Raw genomic sequence first — 17,016 nt, 5'->3', positions numbered from 1 at the left:
AGCCTTGCCGGAGACGCACATGCGACGTCAGGCCGTCCTACCCGCGGTGGCCGCAGCAGCCACCGCATTACTCCTTTCCTCTTGCGGCGCATCACCCACCGCTGCCGGCAACGGCGGCGGCGACAAGTCGGCCGAGGCCGCCAGGACGGCGTCGGCCACCTACGACCGGATCAACGGTCTCACCGGGAAAGATCGCCACGACACGCTCGCCGGGCTCGCCGAGAAGGAGGGCAAGCTCTCGATCTACACCTCGAACACCGACATCGACAAGCTGGTCGCCGGGTTCGAGAACGCGTACAACATCGACGTCAGCGTCTACCGCGCCAACTCCGAGACCGTCCTGCAGCGCGAGCTCCAGGAGCAGCAGGCCGGCTTCTTCGGCAACGACGTCATCGACACCAACGCCGGTGAGCTCAACGTCATGAACAAGGAGGGCCTGCTCTCCCCCTACGAGGGCGCGCTGCGCGACGCGGTCCGCAAGGAGGGGCAGGCCAACGGCTGGACGGCCTCCCGGTTCAACGTGTTCGTCGTGGGCTGGAACACCGACCGGGTCAAGCCCGGTCAGGAGCCGAGGTCCTTCGAGGACCTGGCCGACCCGAAGTGGAAGGGCCAGGTGTCCATGGAGGTCGGCGACGTCGACTGGTTCGCCGGCATGTACGAGTACTACCGCGGCCAGGGCCGGAGCGACGCCGAGATCCGTGACCTGTTCTCCCGGATCGCCGCGAACTCGAAGGTCGCGAAGGGTCACACCACCCAGGGCGAGCTGCTCTCGGCCGGCCAGTTCGCGATCACCGTCTCCTCCTACAGCCACACCGTGGACAAGGCGGCCGACAAGGGCGCGCCCGTGACGTGGCACCCGAAGTCGGGCAAGCCGGTCGAGCCCATCGTGGTGCGGCCCAACGGCGTGGGGCTGATGAAGACCGCCCAGCACCCGGCCGCGGCCATGCTGTTCATGGACTGGGAGCTCACCGAGGGGCAGAAGATCCTCGCCGACGCCTTCCGCGTCGGCTCGATCCCCGGAGCGCGCGACCCGCTGGTGGGTCTCACCGTCGTCGCGACGCCGGAGAAGGAACTGCTCGACAACCCGAAGAAGTGGGACGACCTCTACGCCGAGATCGTCCAATCCGGACAGGAGATCAAATGAACACCGGCGGCAAGGCACGGTTGTTACTCGCCGGACTCGCGGTCGTGCTCGCGGCGACCGGCTGCGGCGCGTCGCCGACGGCGACGGGCAACAAGGCCGGCGGCGGTGAGCCGAGCGCGGCCGAGAAGTTCTACACGGAGAACGGCAAGCTGACGGGCAAACAGCGGCGGGACAAGCTCGTCGAGCTGGCGAAGAAAGAGGGCCACCTCAGCCTGTACACGTCGATGACGAGCGACATCGCCGACATCGTCACGAAGGCGTTCACCGACCAGTTCGGCATCGACGTCGACCTCTACCGGGCCGGGTCGGAGACCGTGCTGCAGCGCGTGCTGCAGGAGCAGGCGGCGGGCTTCGCCGGCAACGACGTCGTCGAGACCAACGCCAACGAGCTGTTCGCGCTCAACAGCGAGGGCATGCTCGCGACCTACGCCGGCGAGCGGCGCGACCTGGTGCCCAAGGCCGGCCAGTTCAACGGCTGGACGGCCACCCGGTTCAACCTGTTCGCACCCAGCTGGAACACCAACCTGGTGCCCAAGGGCCAGCAGCCGAAGTCCTGGGAGGACCTCGCCGACCCGAAGTGGAACGGCAAGCTCTCCATGGAGCTCGGCGACTACGACTGGTACCTCACGCTGTACGGGTACTGGAAGCAGCAGGGCAAGAGCGACGCCGAGATCGACAAGCTCTTCGCGGACATGGCCGACGGCGCCAAGATCGTCAAGGGGCACACCGTGCAGGGCGAGCTCCTGTCGGCCGGCCAGTTCTCGGTCGTCGCCTCGAACTACTCCTACATCGTGGGGCGGGCCAAGGCCAAGGGCGCGCCGGTGGAGTACCTGCCGTTCACCCAGCCCGTGATCGCGCGGCCCAACGGGATCGGCCTGATGAAGTCCGCGAAGAACCCGGCGGCGGCCATGCTCTTCACGGACTGGCTGCTCGAGGAGGGCCAGAAGCTCCTCGCCGAGGACGGGCTCACGCCCGCCATCGTCGAGGGCGACGACCCGCTCAAGGGCGTGGAGATCGTGCCGATCGACGTCAAGGCGATGGTCGACAACGGCGACAAGTGGCAGAAGAAGTACGACAAGGTCGTCGCGGGCGGCGAGCAGGTCTCGAAGTAGCCACGAACCCGGAAGGTCTCGGATGACTACGACAGCGCCACCCAGACCGGTCATCGACGAGCCGGCGCCGACCGTTCGGCGGCGCCGGCGGTGGTGGCCGACCCCCAAGCTGCTGATCACCGCCGCCGTGGTGGTCATCATCGGCTACCTGGCGATCGTTCCCCTCTACTACCTGATCTGGGGAACCTTCTTCGATGCCAACGGGTTCACCTTCGGCGGCTTCGCCACCGCCTACGGTGACGAGCGGATCGGCAGCCTGATCGGCAACTCGCTCCTGTTCGCGATCGGGGCGGCCGTGCTGTCGCTCGTCGTCGGCACCTCGCTGGCCTACCTCCAGGTGCGCACGGACGTCCCGTTCAAGGCGCTGTTCTTCGCCGCGTCGATCATCCCGCTGATCATCCCGGGCATCCTGTACACGATCGCGTGGATCTTCCTCGCGAGCCCGGATATCGGGCTGCTCAACAAGGTGCTGGAGCCGATCTTCGGCAGCGCCGCGGTCGACATCTTCACCGTGTGGGGCATGATCTGGGTCGAGGGGCTGCACCTGTCCCCCATCGTGTTCCTGCTGATGGTCGCCGCGTTCCGGTCGATGGACCCCTCGCTCGAGGAGTCGGCGCTGATGAGCGGGGCGACCAGGCTGCAGGTCTTCCGCCGGGTCACCGTGCCGCTGATCCGCCCGGCCATCGGCGCCGCCGTGCTGATCATGACCGTGCGCGGGCTGGAGAGCTTCGAGGTGCCGGCACTGCTCGGCCTGCAGAACGGCATCTATGTGTTCACCAGCCGCATCTACTTCGTGCTGCGCACCTACCCGCCGGACCTCGCGGCGGCCGGCGCGCTGGCGCTGGGGCTGCTGGTGCTCGCGATGATCGGCGTCGCGATCTCCAACTTCGCCGGGCGCGCCGCGAAGAACTACCAGACGGTGACCGGCAAGGGCTTCCGCCCGCGCCCGATGCGCCTGGGCAGGTGGCGGCCGGTGATGGGTGCGGCGATCATCGTGTACTTCCTGTTCACCGTGGTGCTGCCGCTGCTGGTGTTGCTCTACACCTCGCTGCTGAAGTTCTACCAGGCGCCGTCGGCGGCGGCGTTCCGGTCGATGTCGCTGGACAACTTCGCCAGCCTGCTGCACATGGACAAGGCGATGACGGCGCTGAAGAACTCGCTGTTCCTCGGCGTGGGCACGGCGACGCTGGTGATGGCCGGCATGGCGATCGCGGCCTGGGTCGTGGTCCGCTCCAAGATCCCCGGCCGGATGGTGGTCGACCAGCTCTCGTTCCTGCCGCTGGTGATCCCCGGCCTGGTCCTCGGCCTCGCACTGTCCTTCGTGTACCTGCGGAGCCCGATTCCCATCTACGGCACCATCTTCATCATGCTGATCGCCTACGTGACCCGGTACATGCCGTACGGGATGCGGTACGCGGTCACGTCCATGCAGCAGATCTCGGCGGAGCTGGAGGAGTCCGCCCAGGTCAGCGGCGCGAGCTGGTGGCAGACGTTCCGCAAGGTGCTGCTGCCGCTGCTGGCGCCCGGCCTCATGGCCGGCTGGATCTACATCCTCGTGGTCTCCTTCCGCGAGCTGTCCAGCTCGATCCTGCTGTACAGCCCGGGGAACGAGGTCCTCTCGATCCTCATCTTCGAACAGTACGAGAACGGCGAGTTCACCGTTCTGGCAGCGCTCGGCGTGGTCATGGTTCTGACCCTCGTCGTGCTCGTCGCGGTGGCGTACAAGCTCGGCGCCAAGATCGGTCTGCGGCAGGACTAGCGGCCCGGCCGCATTCAGGAGGTCACAGTGCTTCGCGTGGAGAACCTGGCCAAGACGTTCGACGGGGAGGCGCGCCGGCGCCGGGCCAAGTCCGGGAAGGCCACCGACCGCGTGTTCGCGGTCAACGGCATCAGCTTCGACGTGCGTGAGGGCGAGATGTTCACGCTCCTCGGGCCGTCCGGCTGCGGCAAGACCACGACCCTGCGCTCCATCGCCGGGCTCGAGCACCCCGACACGGGCGTGATCGAGGTCGACGGCCGGGTGCTGTTCGAGGGCCGGGACGGGCGCAAGGCGCACAGCGTCCCGGCCAACGAGCGCCAGCTCGGCATGGTGTTCCAGTCCTACGCGATCTGGCCGCACATGTCGGTGTTCAGCAACGTCGCGTTTCCCTTGCAGGTCAAGAAGCGCGGCGAGCGGCCGGGCAAGGCCAAGATCGCCGAGCAGGTGCACCGGGTGCTGGAGACGATGGAGCTGGGCGAGCTGGCGGACCGGCCGGCCACCAAGCTCTCCGGGGGCCAGCAGCAGCGGCTCGCGCTGGCCCGCGCGCTCGTGGTCGAGCCGTCCCTGCTGCTGCTCGACGAGCCGCTGTCCAACTTGGACGCGAAGCTGCGCGAGTCGCTGCGCTACGAGCTGAAGCGGCTGCAGCGCGAGCTCGGCATCACGTCGGTCTACGTCACCCACGACCAGACCGAGGCGCTCGTGCTCAGCACCACGGTCGCGGTGATGCGGCACGGCAACATCATCCAGCTCGGCCGGCCGCGCGAGATCTACGAGAACCCCAACAGCAGGTTCGTCGCCGAGTTCATCGGCACGTCGAACATGCTGACCGCGACCGTCGAGGCCAAGGAAGGCGACCGGTACACGGTGCAGACCGTGGACGGGCCGCTCGCCCTCGACTCCGCGGTGGACATCCCGCCGAACCGGGAGGTCGTGGTCTCGATCCGGCCGGAGGCGGTGGAGATCGACCTCGACAGCCGGGCAGGCGAGGTGCCCAACGAGTGGAAGGGCACCGTGGTGAACCGCGCGTTCCTCGGCGAGGCCATCGACCACGTGATCCGGGTGGGCGAGCACGAGATCAGGGCCCGCGGGAACCCGTCGGTCTCCATCCAGCCGGGTACCGACGTGTTCGTGCGGATGGACCCGGCCAAGCTGACCCTCGTGCCGGTGGACTGACCGCGTGGCACTCCCTGCGGTGCTGCACAACCGCGACTTCAACCTGTACTGGGCCGGCGTGGTGGCCTCGCAGATCGGCACCCGCGGCACCGTGGCCGCCAACTTCTATCAGGTCTACGAGCTCACCGGCTCGATCGCCTACACCGGCCTCGTCGGCGCGGCCCAGGCGGTGGCGCTGATCGTGCTCAGCCCGCTCGGCGGCGCGCTCGCCGACCGGGTCGACCGGCGCCGGCTCCTGCAGGGCGCGCAGGCGGTGGCGCTGCTGGTGGCGGGGCTGCTCGCGTGGCTCACGCTCACCGGCAACGCGGTCGCCTGGCACGTCGTGCTGTCCGTGGTGCTCACCACCGCCGCGGCGACGTTCGACCAGCCGGCCCGCCAGGCGCTGATCCCCGCGCTGGTGCCCAGGAACCAGATCGCGCAGGCCATCGCGCTGCTCAACCCGTCCCGGGAGCTGGCGATCCTGCTCGGGCCGCTCATGGCGGGCGTGCTGATCACGGTCGCCGGCCCCGGGCTGATGTACGCCGTCGACACCGTGACCTACGCGCTCCTCGTGGTGATCCTGGCGATGCTGCGCACCCCGCCGCTCACCCCGCCGGAGGAGAAACGCACGGTCGTACAGTCCATTGTGGAGGGTGCGCGGTACATCGCGCACCGGCCGCTGATCTACACGCTCATGGGGCTGGACCTGTCGGCGACGGTGTTCAGCGCGTACCGGGTGCTGCTGCCCGCGCTCGCGCTCGACGTCCTGCACGTCGGGTCGACCGGGTACGGGATCCTGTCCAGCGCGCCCTCGGCCGGCGCGCTGCTCGCGACGTACTCGGTGTTCCGGACGGTGGAGCGCAGCACGCGGCAGGGCCGGGTGCTGCTGCTGTCCACCGCGCTCTACGGCGTGGCGGCCATCCTGCTGGCCTTCTCCCCCGTGTTCGCCATGGCGGTCGTGGCCGCCCTGCTGCTGGGCGCCTTCGACGCGATGGCGACGACCATCCGGCACGCCGCCGTCCAGATCGACACGCCGGACGAGATCCGCGGCCGGGTGACCGCGTTCTACCAGATGTCCTCGCGCGGCGGCCCCGCCCTCGGCGACGTGGTGGTCGGCGCGTTCGCGGGCCTCGCGGGCCCGGTGGTGGCGCTGAGCGTCGGCGCGGTGGCCACGATCGCGGTGGCGGCGTCGTTCTCCTTCCGCGACAACGTGGTCCGCTCCTACAGCGGCGTGGTCGCCGAGGACCCCGCCTAGCTACGCCACTCCTCGACCAGCCACGCAGAGATCTCCGCCTCGGTCATCTCGGGGAAGGAGTTGCCGAACGCGTCCAGGGTGCGCAGCGCCTCGTCGCGGTCCATGCCGCGGGCCAACGCCTCCGCGAAGAACTCCTGGCGGGCCGCCGTCGGCCGACCGCCGCCCACGCCGCGCCCTGGCAGGCCGTCGCGCCAGTGCATCATTTCCTCCAAGCGGTCGGGCCGCCAGCCAGGAGCCGCGTCGACCTCGACGTCGGGTTCGGGGAACGGGTGAGGCGAGCCCGGGGGGTGGCGGGAGCGCCATTTGTGCACCGCGTGCCGGCTCACCCCGAGCGCCTCGGCCAGGCCGAGGACGCCGACGTAGTGCTCGGTCATGGCGCCTCACGTTCGTCTCTTGCGGAGACGACGTTATGCCGGACGAGGCAACGTTGTCAACGTCGGCGACGACGTTCTCACTCGGGCTGGCAGACCACGTCCACGAGGGCCGGGCCGCTGGAGCGCAGCACGTGGTCTGCCGCCTCGCGGACCGCGGCCTGGACGAGGTCCGGGTCGGTCACCGGGCCCTGCGCCCACCAGCCGAAGCCGCGGGCGATCGTGGCGAAGTCAGGGGCCGGGGTGTCGATGGCCATGCCGATGCTCGCCCGCTCGAGCGGGGTGCCGCGCTGGCGGGCCAGCCGCTCCTGGTGGGCCCAGTCGTTGTAGTACGCGCGGTTGTTGAACATCACCACGAGCAGCGGCAGCTCGTAGCGGCTCGCCACCCACAGCGCACCCGGGTCGAACATCAGGTCGCCGTCGGGCTGGAGGTCGACCACGAGCCGGCCGGTGCCCTTGTGCGCGAGCGCGACGCCGAGCGACATGCCGATCTGCGTGGCGGTGCCGAGCTGGCGGCCGGGATGGCGGTGCGGCCGGTCGAAGTCCCAGCTCTTCAGCGCCCACCCGGCGGCGGTACCGGCGGTGAGGACCCAGTCGTGGTCCCGCACGACCTCCCACACCTCCGCCGCCAGCCGCGAGGGCGCGACGGGCGAGCTCGCCGCCTCCTTGGCCGCCGCCGCCCGCCAACCGTCCCATGTGGACTCGTGCAGGGAGCGCAGCCGCTCCCGCCACTGCTCGCGTTCCACCCGGCGCCCGGCGGGCTCGCCGGCCAGGATCCGCCGGCATTCGGCGAGCAGCAGCGGCAGCGCGACCGCCGTGTCCGCGGTGACCTGCAGGTCGGTCGGCACCAGCTCGGCGTAGTCCTCGCTCCACGACGAGATCCCGACGTCGTTGAAGCCCAGGTCCAGCACCGTCGTGCCGGCGGCCAGCCGCGAGGTGATCGCCCGGGTCGTCGAGTCGAGTCGCTGGGTGGCCTTGCCCATGTCCTTGACGTCGACGAACAGCACGCAGTCGCCGTCCTCCAGCGCCTGCGAGCCGGTGACGTTGAGCTCGTGGCGGTTCGGGAAGTTCAGCCGCCAGTGCGTCTCGACCGCGCCCACGCCGACCTCCTCCGCCAGCGCCACCAGCACGTCGAACGACGCCGGGTCGCGGCCCGGGTAGCCCAGCACCATCACCGGCCGGCGCGCGTCGCACAGCCGCTCGGCCAGCGCCCGCAACGCCGTCGGCTCCGGGGCCAGCGCGGACGGCGGGGCGGCCAGCCGGGCCAGGTCCGTGAGCGGCACCGGCTCGGTGACGCGCTCCTCCTGCAGCCCCGCGTCGAGCGCGACGTAGACCGGGCCGCGCGGCTCCTCGACCGCGATCCGGTGCGCACGCGCGAGGACGGTGGGCACCGACGGGAGCGAGCGCGGCTCGTGGTCCCACTTGGTGTACGCGCGAACCGCCTCGCCCTGCACGTTCGCGGAGTGGATCCAGTCGATGTTCGGCCGCCGCCGGGCGTGGTCCGCGGGCCCGGACCCGCCGAGCACCAGCACCGGGCAGCGGTCGATGTAGGCGTAGTACACCCCCATCGCGCCGTGCAGCAGGCCCACGAGGTCGTGCATGATCACGGCCATCGGCTCGCCGGTGGCCTTCGCGTACCCGTGCGCCAGGCCCATCGCGATCTTCTCATGTGGACACTCGAGCATCGTGATCTCGTCGCCGCCGTAGTTCACCAGCGAGTCGTGCAGGCCGCGGAAGGACGAGCCGGGGTTGAGCGCCACGTACTTGAGGCCGAGCCCCCGCAGGACGTCGACCATCACGTCCGAGCCCCACACGGGCTCGTCGTAGGGCGCGAAGTTCGTCACAACGTCACCGTCACGGTCTTCTCCTGGGTGTAGGAGAGCAGCTCCTCGAGCCCGTTGTCCTTGCCGAGGCCGCTCGACTTCCAGCCGCCGAACGGGGTGCCGGTCGGGCGCCGGCCGGTGCCGTTCACGTAGACGTAGCCCGCCTCCAGCGCGGCGGCCGCGCGGTGCGCCGCGGTGACATCGCGGGTCCACACGTTCGCGGTGAGGCCGAACGGCGTGTCGTTGGCCCTGCGGATCACGTCGTCGACGTCGCGCCAGGTGAGCACCGACATGACCGGGCCGAAGATCTCCTCGCGGACCACGGCCATGTCGTCGTCGAGGCCGGTCAGCACGGCCGGCTCGACGAAGAAGCCCCGGCCGGGCGGCCGGCTCCCGCCGTAGGCGAACGTCGCGCCCTCGCGCCGCGCGGTCTCCAGGTGGCCGAGGACGCGCTCGTGGTGCGCGCGGAAGGCCAGCGGGCCCACCTGGGTCTCGGCCAGCATCGGGTCGCCGACCCGCAGCGCCGCCACCCGCTCGACCAGCGCGGCCACGAACTCGTCCGCGATGTCGGCGTGCACGTAGATCCGCGAGTTCGACCCGCACGACTGGCCCGTGCACCGCGCGATGTTCATGCCGGCCACCGCGGCCGCCGCGGCCTTCGGCACGTCCACGTCGGGGAAGACGATCAGCGGGTTCTTGCCGCCCAGCTCCAAGGTCACGTGCGTGATCCCCTCCGCCGCCGCGCGCAGCACCGCGCGCCCGGACGGGACGGACCCGGTGAACGCGACCCGGTGCACGTCCGGGTGCCCGACCAGCGCGGCACCGGTCGTCGCCCCCGCGCCGGTCACGACGTTGAGCACCCCGGGCGGCAGCACCTCCGCGGCGATGCGGGCCAGCTCCAGCGCGGACAGCGAGGCCTGCTCCCCCGGCTTCAGGACGACCGCGTTGCCGGCGGCGAGCGGCGCGGCGACCTTGCCGGCCGCGAACTTGAACGGGTGGTTGAACGGCACGATCCGCGCGACCACGCCGTAGGGCTGGCGCAGCGTGTAGGACAGCGTGTCCTCGCTCGCCGGGGCGGTGCCGCCGCCGGTCTGCGGCGCGATGCCCGCGTAGTAGTCGAGCGTCGCGGCGGCGCCGGTGACGTCGGTGCGCATGCCGGCCAGCGGCAGGCCCGCGTCGCGGACGTCGAGCCGGGCCAGCGCCTCGGTCTCGTCCTCGATGCGCCGGGCGAGCTCACGCAGCAGCGCGCCCCGCTTCGCCCAGCCGAGCCGGCCCCAGCCGCTCGCCGCCTCGCGCGCCACGGCGACCGCCGCGTCGACGTCCTCCGCGCCCGCGTCGGGCACGGTGCCGATCACCTCTTCGCTGGTCGGGTTCACCGACTCGATCCGCCCGCCGGCGCCGGCATCCACCCACTCGCCGCCGACGTGCATCAGCTGATGCGGAACCGTCACGGACGTGGCGTGCAGGACCGTCTCACTCACGACTCCCCCTCGCAGGCTCACTCATTGCGCCGCCACCTTTGCGTGCACCACCGCGGTCGCGCCGTCCCGGGCCGCGCGCACGGCTCGGTCCAGCGCCGGACCGAGGTCCTCCGGATCCTCGACGGGTTGCTCGGCCCAGCAGCCGTACGAGCGGGCCAGCGCCGCGATGTCGACCGCGGGATCGGCGATGCGCATGCCGATCCAGCTGTTCTCCACCGGCCGGCCGCGCTCGCGGGCCATCTCCCGCTGGTGCGGCTCGTCGTTGTAGAACGAGCCGTTGTCGTTGACCACGACGAGCGCGGGCACGTCGTAGTGCGTGGCCGTCCACAGTGCACCGGAGGCCATCAGCAGGTCGCCGTCGCCGACGATGCCGACGCCGAGCTGGCCGCGGTCGCGGGCGGCGAGCGCGCCGCCGACGAGCGCGCCCGGCCCGTAGCCGACCCCGCCGCCACCGGAGTGGCCGAGGTAGGAGCCCGCGCCGGGCAGCTGCCACAGGCCTTCCGGCCAGGTGCGGGTGTTCCGCAGGCAGAGCAGGTTCTCGACGTCGCGGACCGCCCGCCAGGTCTCCCCCACCAGCCGCGCCGGCGAGATCCGCCGGTCCGCCCAGCGGGCCGCCACCGCGTCGCGCTGGCGCTGCCGCACGCCCGCCGCCCGCTCGCGCACGGCCTCCCGGCGGGTGGCCGCCGCGTCCGGCTTCACCCGCTCGGCGAGTGCCTCGCACAGCATGCGCAGGCCCAGCACCGGATCGCTGAGCAGCTGGACGTCGCGGGGCACGGGTGCCGCGCCGGCGTTGCTCCACGACCGCAGGGCCGCGTCGCCGAGGGAGAGGTCGACGACGACCCGTCCGTCCTCAATGGACACCTCGGTGCCGCGGCCGCGGCCGCGCGGGCGCAGGAGCGCGGCGAGGTCGACGACGTCGATCGCGAGCACGACGTCCGCGTCGTCGATCACCCCGCGGTCGCCGGTGCAGTTCTGCGGGTGCCCGGTCGGCAGCGCGGTCACGTTGCGGTCGTCGTGGTAAGCGGCGCCGAGCAGCTCGACGAGCTCGGCGAGCGGCGCGGTGGCGGCCGGGTCGAGCGCGATCCGGCCGGCGAGCACGACCGGCCGCTCGGCGTCGGCGAGCACGGTGACCGCGTGGTCGAGCACGGCGGGGTCCGGCCCGAACGCGGGCGCGGGCGCGAACCAACGGGGATCCGGCAGCGGCACCGGCGCGGCCAGCGCCTCCTCCTGCACGCCCGCGTCGAGCGAGACGTAGGCCGGGCCGCGGGGCGCGGACAGCGCCCGGCGCCGGGCCTGGGCGACGTCGGCGGCGAACGCGGCCGCCGTCACCGGCTCCGCGTCCCACACCACGAAGTCACGCACCAGCTCTGCCTGGGTGGCCGCCGAGTGGATCCAGTCCACCGGCCGGCGCCGGTCCGGGTCGGCCGGGCCGCTGCCGCCGAGCAGCAGCAGCGGGGTGCGGTCGCACCACGCGTCGTAGACCGCCATCGACGCGTGCATCAGCCCGACGAGGTCGTGCACCGCGGCGACGCCGAGCCGCCCGGTCGCCTTCGCCCAGCCGTGCGCGAGCGCGACCGCGATCTCCTCGTGCAGGCACAGCAACAACTGCGGCGCGTGGTTGCCGCCGTGGTTGACGACCGAGTCGTGCAGCCCACGGAAGGACGAGCCCGGGTTCATCGGCAGGTACGGCACGTCCCACGCGTGCAGCAGGTCCACCACGACGTCGCTGCCCCACGCGGCGGCCCCGCGCGGTCCCGTCCCGGCGGGGCGCTCGGTCCTCATCGGACCGCCGCTTCCACGGCCGTGTACAGGTCCTCGGCGGTGAGCCACTCGGGGTTCTCGGCCAGTTCCGGGCGCTGCGCGACCGCGCCCAGGACGGCCTTGCGGGCCCGCCGCCCGTCGAACCCGGCGCACATGGCGGCGAGCTTGGCGTGCAACGCGTCGTCCTCGGCGAGCCGGCGCAGCGGCGGCCAGAGCGTCGTCAGCTCGGCGAGCGAGGACGCGATGATCCGGGCCAGCACCTCGGCGTCCGGCAGGTCGAGCCGCAGCACGAGGTCGGCACGGGACAGGAACGCCTCGTCCACGCCGGCGGTGAAGTTGGTCGTGGCCAGCAGCAGGACGTGCGGGCAGGCGGCCCGCAGGCTGTCGAGGCCGGCCAGGACGGCGTCGGTGGCGCGGTGCACGTCCACCGGGTTGGTCTCGAACGAGGCCACGCTGCGCCGCACGGCCAGCGCCTCCACCTCGTCCACGAGCACCACGGTGTGCGGCCGGCGCGCGGCGAGCTCCGGGAGCGTCTCGGCGAACAGCCGGCGCACCGCGCGCTGGCTCTCGCCGAGCATCTCGCTGGGGAAACCGTGCGGGTCCACCTCGACGAACGTGGTCGCCCCGCGCTTGGCGACCGCCATCGCGGCGCGCTGTGCCAGGCCCTGGCACAGCGTCGTCTTCCCGGTGCCCGGCGGCCCGGCGAGCACGACGAGGCCGTGCGGCGACCCGGACAGCGAGCGCAGCGCCCGGCCGTGGCGCAGCACGAGCACCGCCGTGCCGAGCAGCCGCTCCTTGGTCCCGGGCGGCACGATGATCGACTCCCACGGCCCGTCGTGGTGGTCGGCCGGCAGGACGTGGATCCCGCTGACACCCTGCGGAAGCGTCATGGCCAGGTGGGCCGCTCGATCGCCGGCCACTCGATGGTGGTCGGGTCGCCGGCCTGCTTGTCGCGGATGGCGGTCGGCGGCTCCTCGAACAGCACGAGCGGGTCGCACAGCGCGCGCATGGTCTCGAGCAGGCTGTCGAACATGTGGATCCGGACGACCTTCGCGGTGTTCGCCGCGCTGTCGTTGAAGTGCTGGTGCCACAGGAAGTGGTCGACGACGATCAGGTCGCCCTTCTTCCACGGGTGCTCGGTGCCGCCCTCCGGCTCGGTGCCGAGATAGCTGTGCCCCTCGCCCTCCACGACGTACAGCCACGCCTCGCCGGGGTGGCGGTGCATCGACTGGCCGCGACCAGGGCCGATCTCGAACATCGCCATCGTGATGCCGGACGCCTGGTAGCCGATTGCCCGGTCGAGCAAGAACGTGGTGCGGGTACCGCGCGGGGTGTTGACCAGCTCGAGGTCGTCCCAGCTGGTGTGCAGGCGGCCGGCCCGCCGGTTGGTCTGCTCGCGGCCGACCCGGCGGACCCGGCGTGCGTACGGGTCGTCGCCGTCGAGGTGCGTGGTGAACGCGGGCCGGGCGGGGAGCTCGGCCACCGGGGTGTGGCCGGCGTCCTCGAGCACGTTCATGCCCATCGTGGCGAGCATCGGCTCGCTGGAGAACGTGAGGTAGCGCGCCACCTCGGTGCCCTCGTTGCCCGACCGGTGCCAGGCCCACGCGGGGAGGTGCAGGGAGTCGCCCGGGCCCCAGTCGATGCGCTCGCCGTCGATCTCGGTCCAGCCCCAGCCGGCGACGACGAACACCATGGCGTCCCAGGAGTGCCGGTGGACCGTGGTGGTCGTGCCGGGGTCGAACTCGTGCGCCAGCGCGTCCATCGTCCTCGTGGGACGGTCACCGTCCTCGCCGACGTAGACGCCCACCCGGCTGCCGCGTTCGGTCCGGTGCAGGACGACGTTGTCGGCGGTGACGACGTCGCGGTGGTTGGCCCGCCAGTCCTCGATGAACTTGGCCCGCCGGCTCTTCTGCACCTGGTAGTGGCTCACCGCTGTCGTGGTCCGCGTAGTCACCGGATACCTCCAATGGACTGACCATTAGTTCTTAAATGTCTCAGGTTCGCCCCGCCGGCACAAGCCCCCGCACCGCCGCGGCGGTCCCGGCGATCAGGACCCCCGCCGCCCCCATCGCCACGGCGAGCGGCAGGAAGAGCACCGCGCCGGAGACCGCGATCGGCCCGCCGAACAACGCGGCCGCGCGGAACGTGCCCGCCGCCGCGATCGCCTCCCCGCGTTCCTCCGGATGCACCGCCTCGGTGGCGATCGCGGGCCCCACCGTCTGCAACGCACCGGCCCCGAGCCCGGACAGCGCCAGCAGCGCGGCCGCCGCCCACGCCGACCCGGCGGTGAGCGTGACCAGGGCGGTCCCGCCACCCGCGGCGACCGTGCCCAGCAGGAACGACCGCCGCACCCACAGCCCGTCCACCCGCCCGACGACCGCCGCGCCGACGACGGCCGCACCGTTCGCGACCGACACGAGCACCCCGATGGTCGCCGCCGACTGGCGGGCCGCGTCCAGCGCCACCGGCACGAAGCTCGACAGCAGCCCCCGCCACGCCCCGGCGCTCACCCCCGCCCAGCACCCCACGTCGACCCCCGGCCGCCGCCAGATCCGGCCGGGTGGCCGGTCGGCGGGCGGGGTGAACGCGGGCAGCCGGTCGAGCAGCAGCGCCGGCACCACCGCGACCGCGGCGACCGCGCCACCCACGACGAGCGCCGTGCGTGCCGAGCCCTCGATGAGCACGCCGGCCAGCACCGGCCCGACGAGCAGGCCGAGGCTCGAGACGAAGTTGATCGCCGCGAGCGCGCCGACCGCCCGGCCCTCACCCCGCACCACGTGCGTCTGGCTGCCGGTCCAGAAGCACGCCCGGGAGACGCCCTGGAGCAGCTGGGCGATGGTGAACGGGACGATCGCCGCGGAGATCGCGACCAGCCCGGAGGACAGCCCGAGGGTGAGCCCCGCGCCGACGACCAGCACCCAGTCGCCGACCCGCCGCATGACCGCGCCGAGCACGAGCCGGGTGGCCAGCTGCGCGATGGCCGAGACCGCGGTGAGGATGCCGACCTCCGCGGCCGTATAGCCGGACCGCAGTGCCAGCAACGGAAGGGCGACGCTCGCGATGCCCAGAGAGCACGAGAAGAGCGCCGCACCCCCCGCCGACGCGGCCTGGTCACGCGACGGCCGCACCGGGCGGCCGTCAGGCGTTGCTGTCGGTGAGCTGCCCCGCCGGCGCGCTCTCGGCAGCCGGCTCGAAGTAGTGGACCGCGTCGTAGCCGAGGTGCTTGAAGACCCGGTTCTGCGCGTTGAACAGGCGCAGCGGGGTCCCGTCGGCGGCGAAGATCTGGCAGACGTGGTTCTGCGGGACGTAGAGCGTGTCGCCCTTGGTGATCTCGTACCGCTTGGGCTCCAGCGCGATCCGCGCGTAGTACTTCTCGGCGATCTCGGCCTCGACCTCCCACTGCAGCGCGTAGCCGGAGCCGTCGAGGACGTAGTAGACCTCGTCGGCCATCTTCCAGTACCTGCCGCTGCTGCCGCCCGCGGGAACCTCCAGCTCGAAGGCGTCGACGCTGAAGATCCGGGCGTCGGTCCGCTCCGGCGAGGAGATGACCCGCACCCTGCCCAGCGGGGTGTCCTCCCAGACCGTGTCTCCGGGTGTGATGACCTTCTTGCGGTCGAGCACGCCGGGGGTCCACACCTTCGACCAGTCCTCGCGCGGGCCGAACTCGGCCTCGCGCTCGACCGGGCCGGAGCGGCCCTGCTGGATGAGGCCCATGAACAGGAACGTGCTCTTGGCCTTCACGACGAGGGCGAGCGCCTTCTCGTCGTAGGGGTTGAAGTGCCGGTGCACGGAGTCGGTGTGCACGAAGACGAGGTCGTCCTTGGCCCAGTCGTAGCGCAGGTCGTCGTGGATCTCGTAGCCGCGGCCCTCGAGGATGTAGAAGGCGGCCTCGTTCTGGTGGCCGTGCCCGTGGTTGGACGACTCCGGGGGCAGCTCGACGAAGTGGACCTGGATCGTCTGGGTCAGGAAGTCCTCGTCGCCGGGCCCGATGCGCCACCAGGTGCGGCTCTTCGCCGAGTCACCGGAGTGCGCGACCTTGGCGTCGTCCACGACCACCGAGTCGTCCCGCACCCGCTCGACATCCAGCTGGCGGCGGCGGACGTCGCCGAGGCCGTAGGTCTCCGATGTCAGTCCGCGTACGAACACGCGTCCGCTCTTACCCAACTCAGCCTCCGGTGACCTCGACGGCACGTTCAGATCGACAGGGCAAATGGTATAACCTTTCTACCAGCGACGCAACGCCCCGTCCCCGCCGTGTCCCGCTGTGCCCCGCCGCGTGCCGCTGTGTCCGATGTGGACGGTCAGCGGCCGTCCGTGCGCGGGATGACCAACCCGGACTCGTAGGCGGTCACCACGGCCTGGGCGCGGTCACGTAGGTCGAGCTTGCGCAGCACCCGGCTCACGTGGGTCTTGACGGTCTCCTCCCCCACCACGAGCCGGGCGGCGATCTCCGCGTTGGACAGGCCCTCGGCGATCAGCCGGAGCACGTCGGTCTCCCGCGGGGTCAGCGCGGTCAGCTCGGGCGCGGCCGGCCGCGGACGCAGCCGGGTGAACTCACCGATCAGCCGGCGCGTGACGCTCGGCGCGAGCAGCGCCTCGCCCGCGGCCACCACGCGGACCGCGTCGAACAGACGCTCCGCGGTGACATCCTTGAGGAGGAACCCGCTCGCGCCGGCGACCAGCGCGTCGTACACGTGCTCGTCGAGGTCGAAGGTGGTGAGGATCAGGATGCGCGGCGGGTCCGCGGCGGCGGTGATCCGCCGGGTCGCCTCGATGCCGTCCATCGTCGGCATCCGGACGTCCATGAGGACCACGTCCGGCCGGCCCGCCCGGCACACCGACACCGCCCCGACCCCGTCGGCTGCCGTGCCGACCACCGTGAGGTCCGGCTGGGTGTCGAGCAACGCGGCGAACCCGGCGCGGACAACCTCTTGGTCGTCAACGACGACAACCCGGACTGTATCCATGGTTCGCTCCCGCTCACTGTGTCGAATGGTTCGCTTCGCTTCTCCGCTACTCGCCGTCTTCCTCCGTGCGATGCTCGGCGCTGGCGCGCCTGCGCTTCTCCTACGTCCAGACGACGAACGCTCCGTGCGCTCCCACTCACTGTGCTGAATGGTTCGCTCCGCTCCTCCGCTACTCGCCGTCTTCCCTCCTC

14 protein-coding genes are annotated in these 17,016 nt (G+C 71.8%); 5 read left to right on the top strand and 9 right to left on the bottom strand.

Annotation, left to right across the window (positions count from 1 at the left end; translation table 11 throughout):
* Positions 1–19: 19 nt before the first annotated feature.
* The 5 genes from VGD70_RS29315 to VGD70_RS29295 are packed head-to-tail and all read left to right on the top strand — an operon-like array spanning position 20 to position 6,422.
* Positions 20–1,144 (top strand): ABC transporter substrate-binding protein, encoded by a 1,125-nt coding sequence (locus VGD70_RS29315; RefSeq protein ID WP_331087008.1) that lies wholly within the window; start codon positions 20–22, stop codon positions 1,142–1,144.
* On the top strand, positions 1,141–2,256 hold the full coding sequence (locus tag VGD70_RS29310; protein ID WP_331087005.1) for an ABC transporter substrate-binding protein: 1,116 nt from the start codon (positions 1,141–1,143) through the stop codon (positions 2,254–2,256). The genes VGD70_RS29315 and VGD70_RS29310 overlap by 4 nt, the downstream gene beginning before the upstream one ends.
* A 22-nt stretch (positions 2,257–2,278) precedes the next feature.
* Positions 2,279–4,015 carry an iron ABC transporter permease gene (locus VGD70_RS29305; RefSeq protein ID WP_331087003.1) on the top strand — a complete coding sequence of 579 codons (1,737 nt, stop codon included), beginning with the start codon at positions 2,279–2,281 and terminating at the stop codon, positions 4,013–4,015.
* Between the two features lie 36 nt (positions 4,016–4,051).
* The gene (locus VGD70_RS29300; RefSeq protein ID WP_331087001.1) at positions 4,052–5,188 is read left to right on the top strand and encodes an ABC transporter ATP-binding protein; all 1,137 of its coding nucleotides are present in this window, start codon (positions 4,052–4,054) and stop codon (positions 5,186–5,188) included.
* Between the two features lie 4 nt (positions 5,189–5,192).
* Complete coding sequence (locus tag VGD70_RS29295) at positions 5,193–6,422, top strand: MFS transporter (RefSeq protein ID WP_331087000.1); 1,230 nt, start codon at positions 5,193–5,195, stop codon at positions 6,420–6,422.
* Here the strand turns inward: VGD70_RS29295 and VGD70_RS29290 are convergent.
* The 9 genes from VGD70_RS29290 to VGD70_RS29250 form a co-directional block, all read right to left on the bottom strand.
* A complete protein-coding gene (locus VGD70_RS29290) occupies positions 6,419–6,796 on the bottom strand; it encodes a hypothetical protein (protein WP_331086998.1) in 378 nt (125 codons plus the stop codon). The two genes, VGD70_RS29295 and VGD70_RS29290, sit on opposite strands and share 4 nt — an antisense overlap.
* 77 nt (positions 6,797–6,873) lie before the next feature.
* A complete protein-coding gene (locus VGD70_RS29285; RefSeq protein ID WP_331086996.1) occupies positions 6,874–8,637 on the bottom strand; it encodes a thiamine pyrophosphate-binding protein in 1,764 nt (587 codons plus the stop codon).
* Positions 8,634–10,097 carry an aldehyde dehydrogenase family protein gene (locus VGD70_RS29280; protein ID WP_331086995.1) on the bottom strand — a complete coding sequence of 488 codons (1,464 nt, stop codon included), beginning with the start codon at positions 10,095–10,097 and terminating at the stop codon, positions 8,634–8,636. Before VGD70_RS29280 ends, VGD70_RS29285 begins: the two co-directional genes overlap by 4 nt.
* 21 nt (positions 10,098–10,118) lie before the next feature.
* Entirely contained in the window at positions 10,119–11,879 is a 1,761-nt protein-coding gene (locus VGD70_RS29275) for a thiamine pyrophosphate-binding protein (RefSeq protein ID WP_331086994.1), read from the bottom strand.
* Entirely contained in the window at positions 11,876–12,748 is an 873-nt protein-coding gene (locus tag VGD70_RS29270; RefSeq protein WP_331086992.1) for an AAA family ATPase, read from the bottom strand. The genes VGD70_RS29275 and VGD70_RS29270 overlap by 4 nt, the downstream gene beginning before the upstream one ends.
* Positions 12,745–13,812, bottom strand: a complete 1,068-nt coding sequence (locus tag VGD70_RS29265) for a cupin domain-containing protein (RefSeq protein WP_331086990.1) — start codon at positions 13,810–13,812, stop codon at positions 12,745–12,747. Before VGD70_RS29265 ends, VGD70_RS29270 begins: the two co-directional genes overlap by 4 nt.
* 40 nt (positions 13,813–13,852) lie before the next feature.
* Positions 13,853–14,986 (bottom strand): MFS transporter, encoded by a 1,134-nt coding sequence (locus VGD70_RS29260; protein WP_331086989.1) that lies wholly within the window; start codon positions 14,984–14,986, stop codon positions 13,853–13,855.
* Between the two features lie 10 nt (positions 14,987–14,996).
* A complete protein-coding gene (locus VGD70_RS29255; RefSeq protein WP_331086987.1) occupies positions 14,997–16,004 on the bottom strand; it encodes a cupin domain-containing protein in 1,008 nt (335 codons plus the stop codon).
* A 155-nt stretch (positions 16,005–16,159) separates the two neighbouring features.
* Positions 16,160–16,825: a response regulator transcription factor gene (locus tag VGD70_RS29250; protein ID WP_331086985.1), complete on the bottom strand. Its 666-nt coding sequence runs from the start codon at positions 16,823–16,825 to the stop codon at positions 16,160–16,162.
* Positions 16,826–17,016 lie beyond the last annotated feature (191 nt).

Source organism: Actinophytocola sp. (assembly GCF_036402745.1).
GTDB lineage: Bacteria > Actinomycetota > Actinomycetes > Mycobacteriales > Pseudonocardiaceae > Actinophytocola.
The sequence above is the reverse complement of the archived record's forward strand: the minus strand, read 5'-3'. Positions and strand labels throughout refer to the sequence as shown.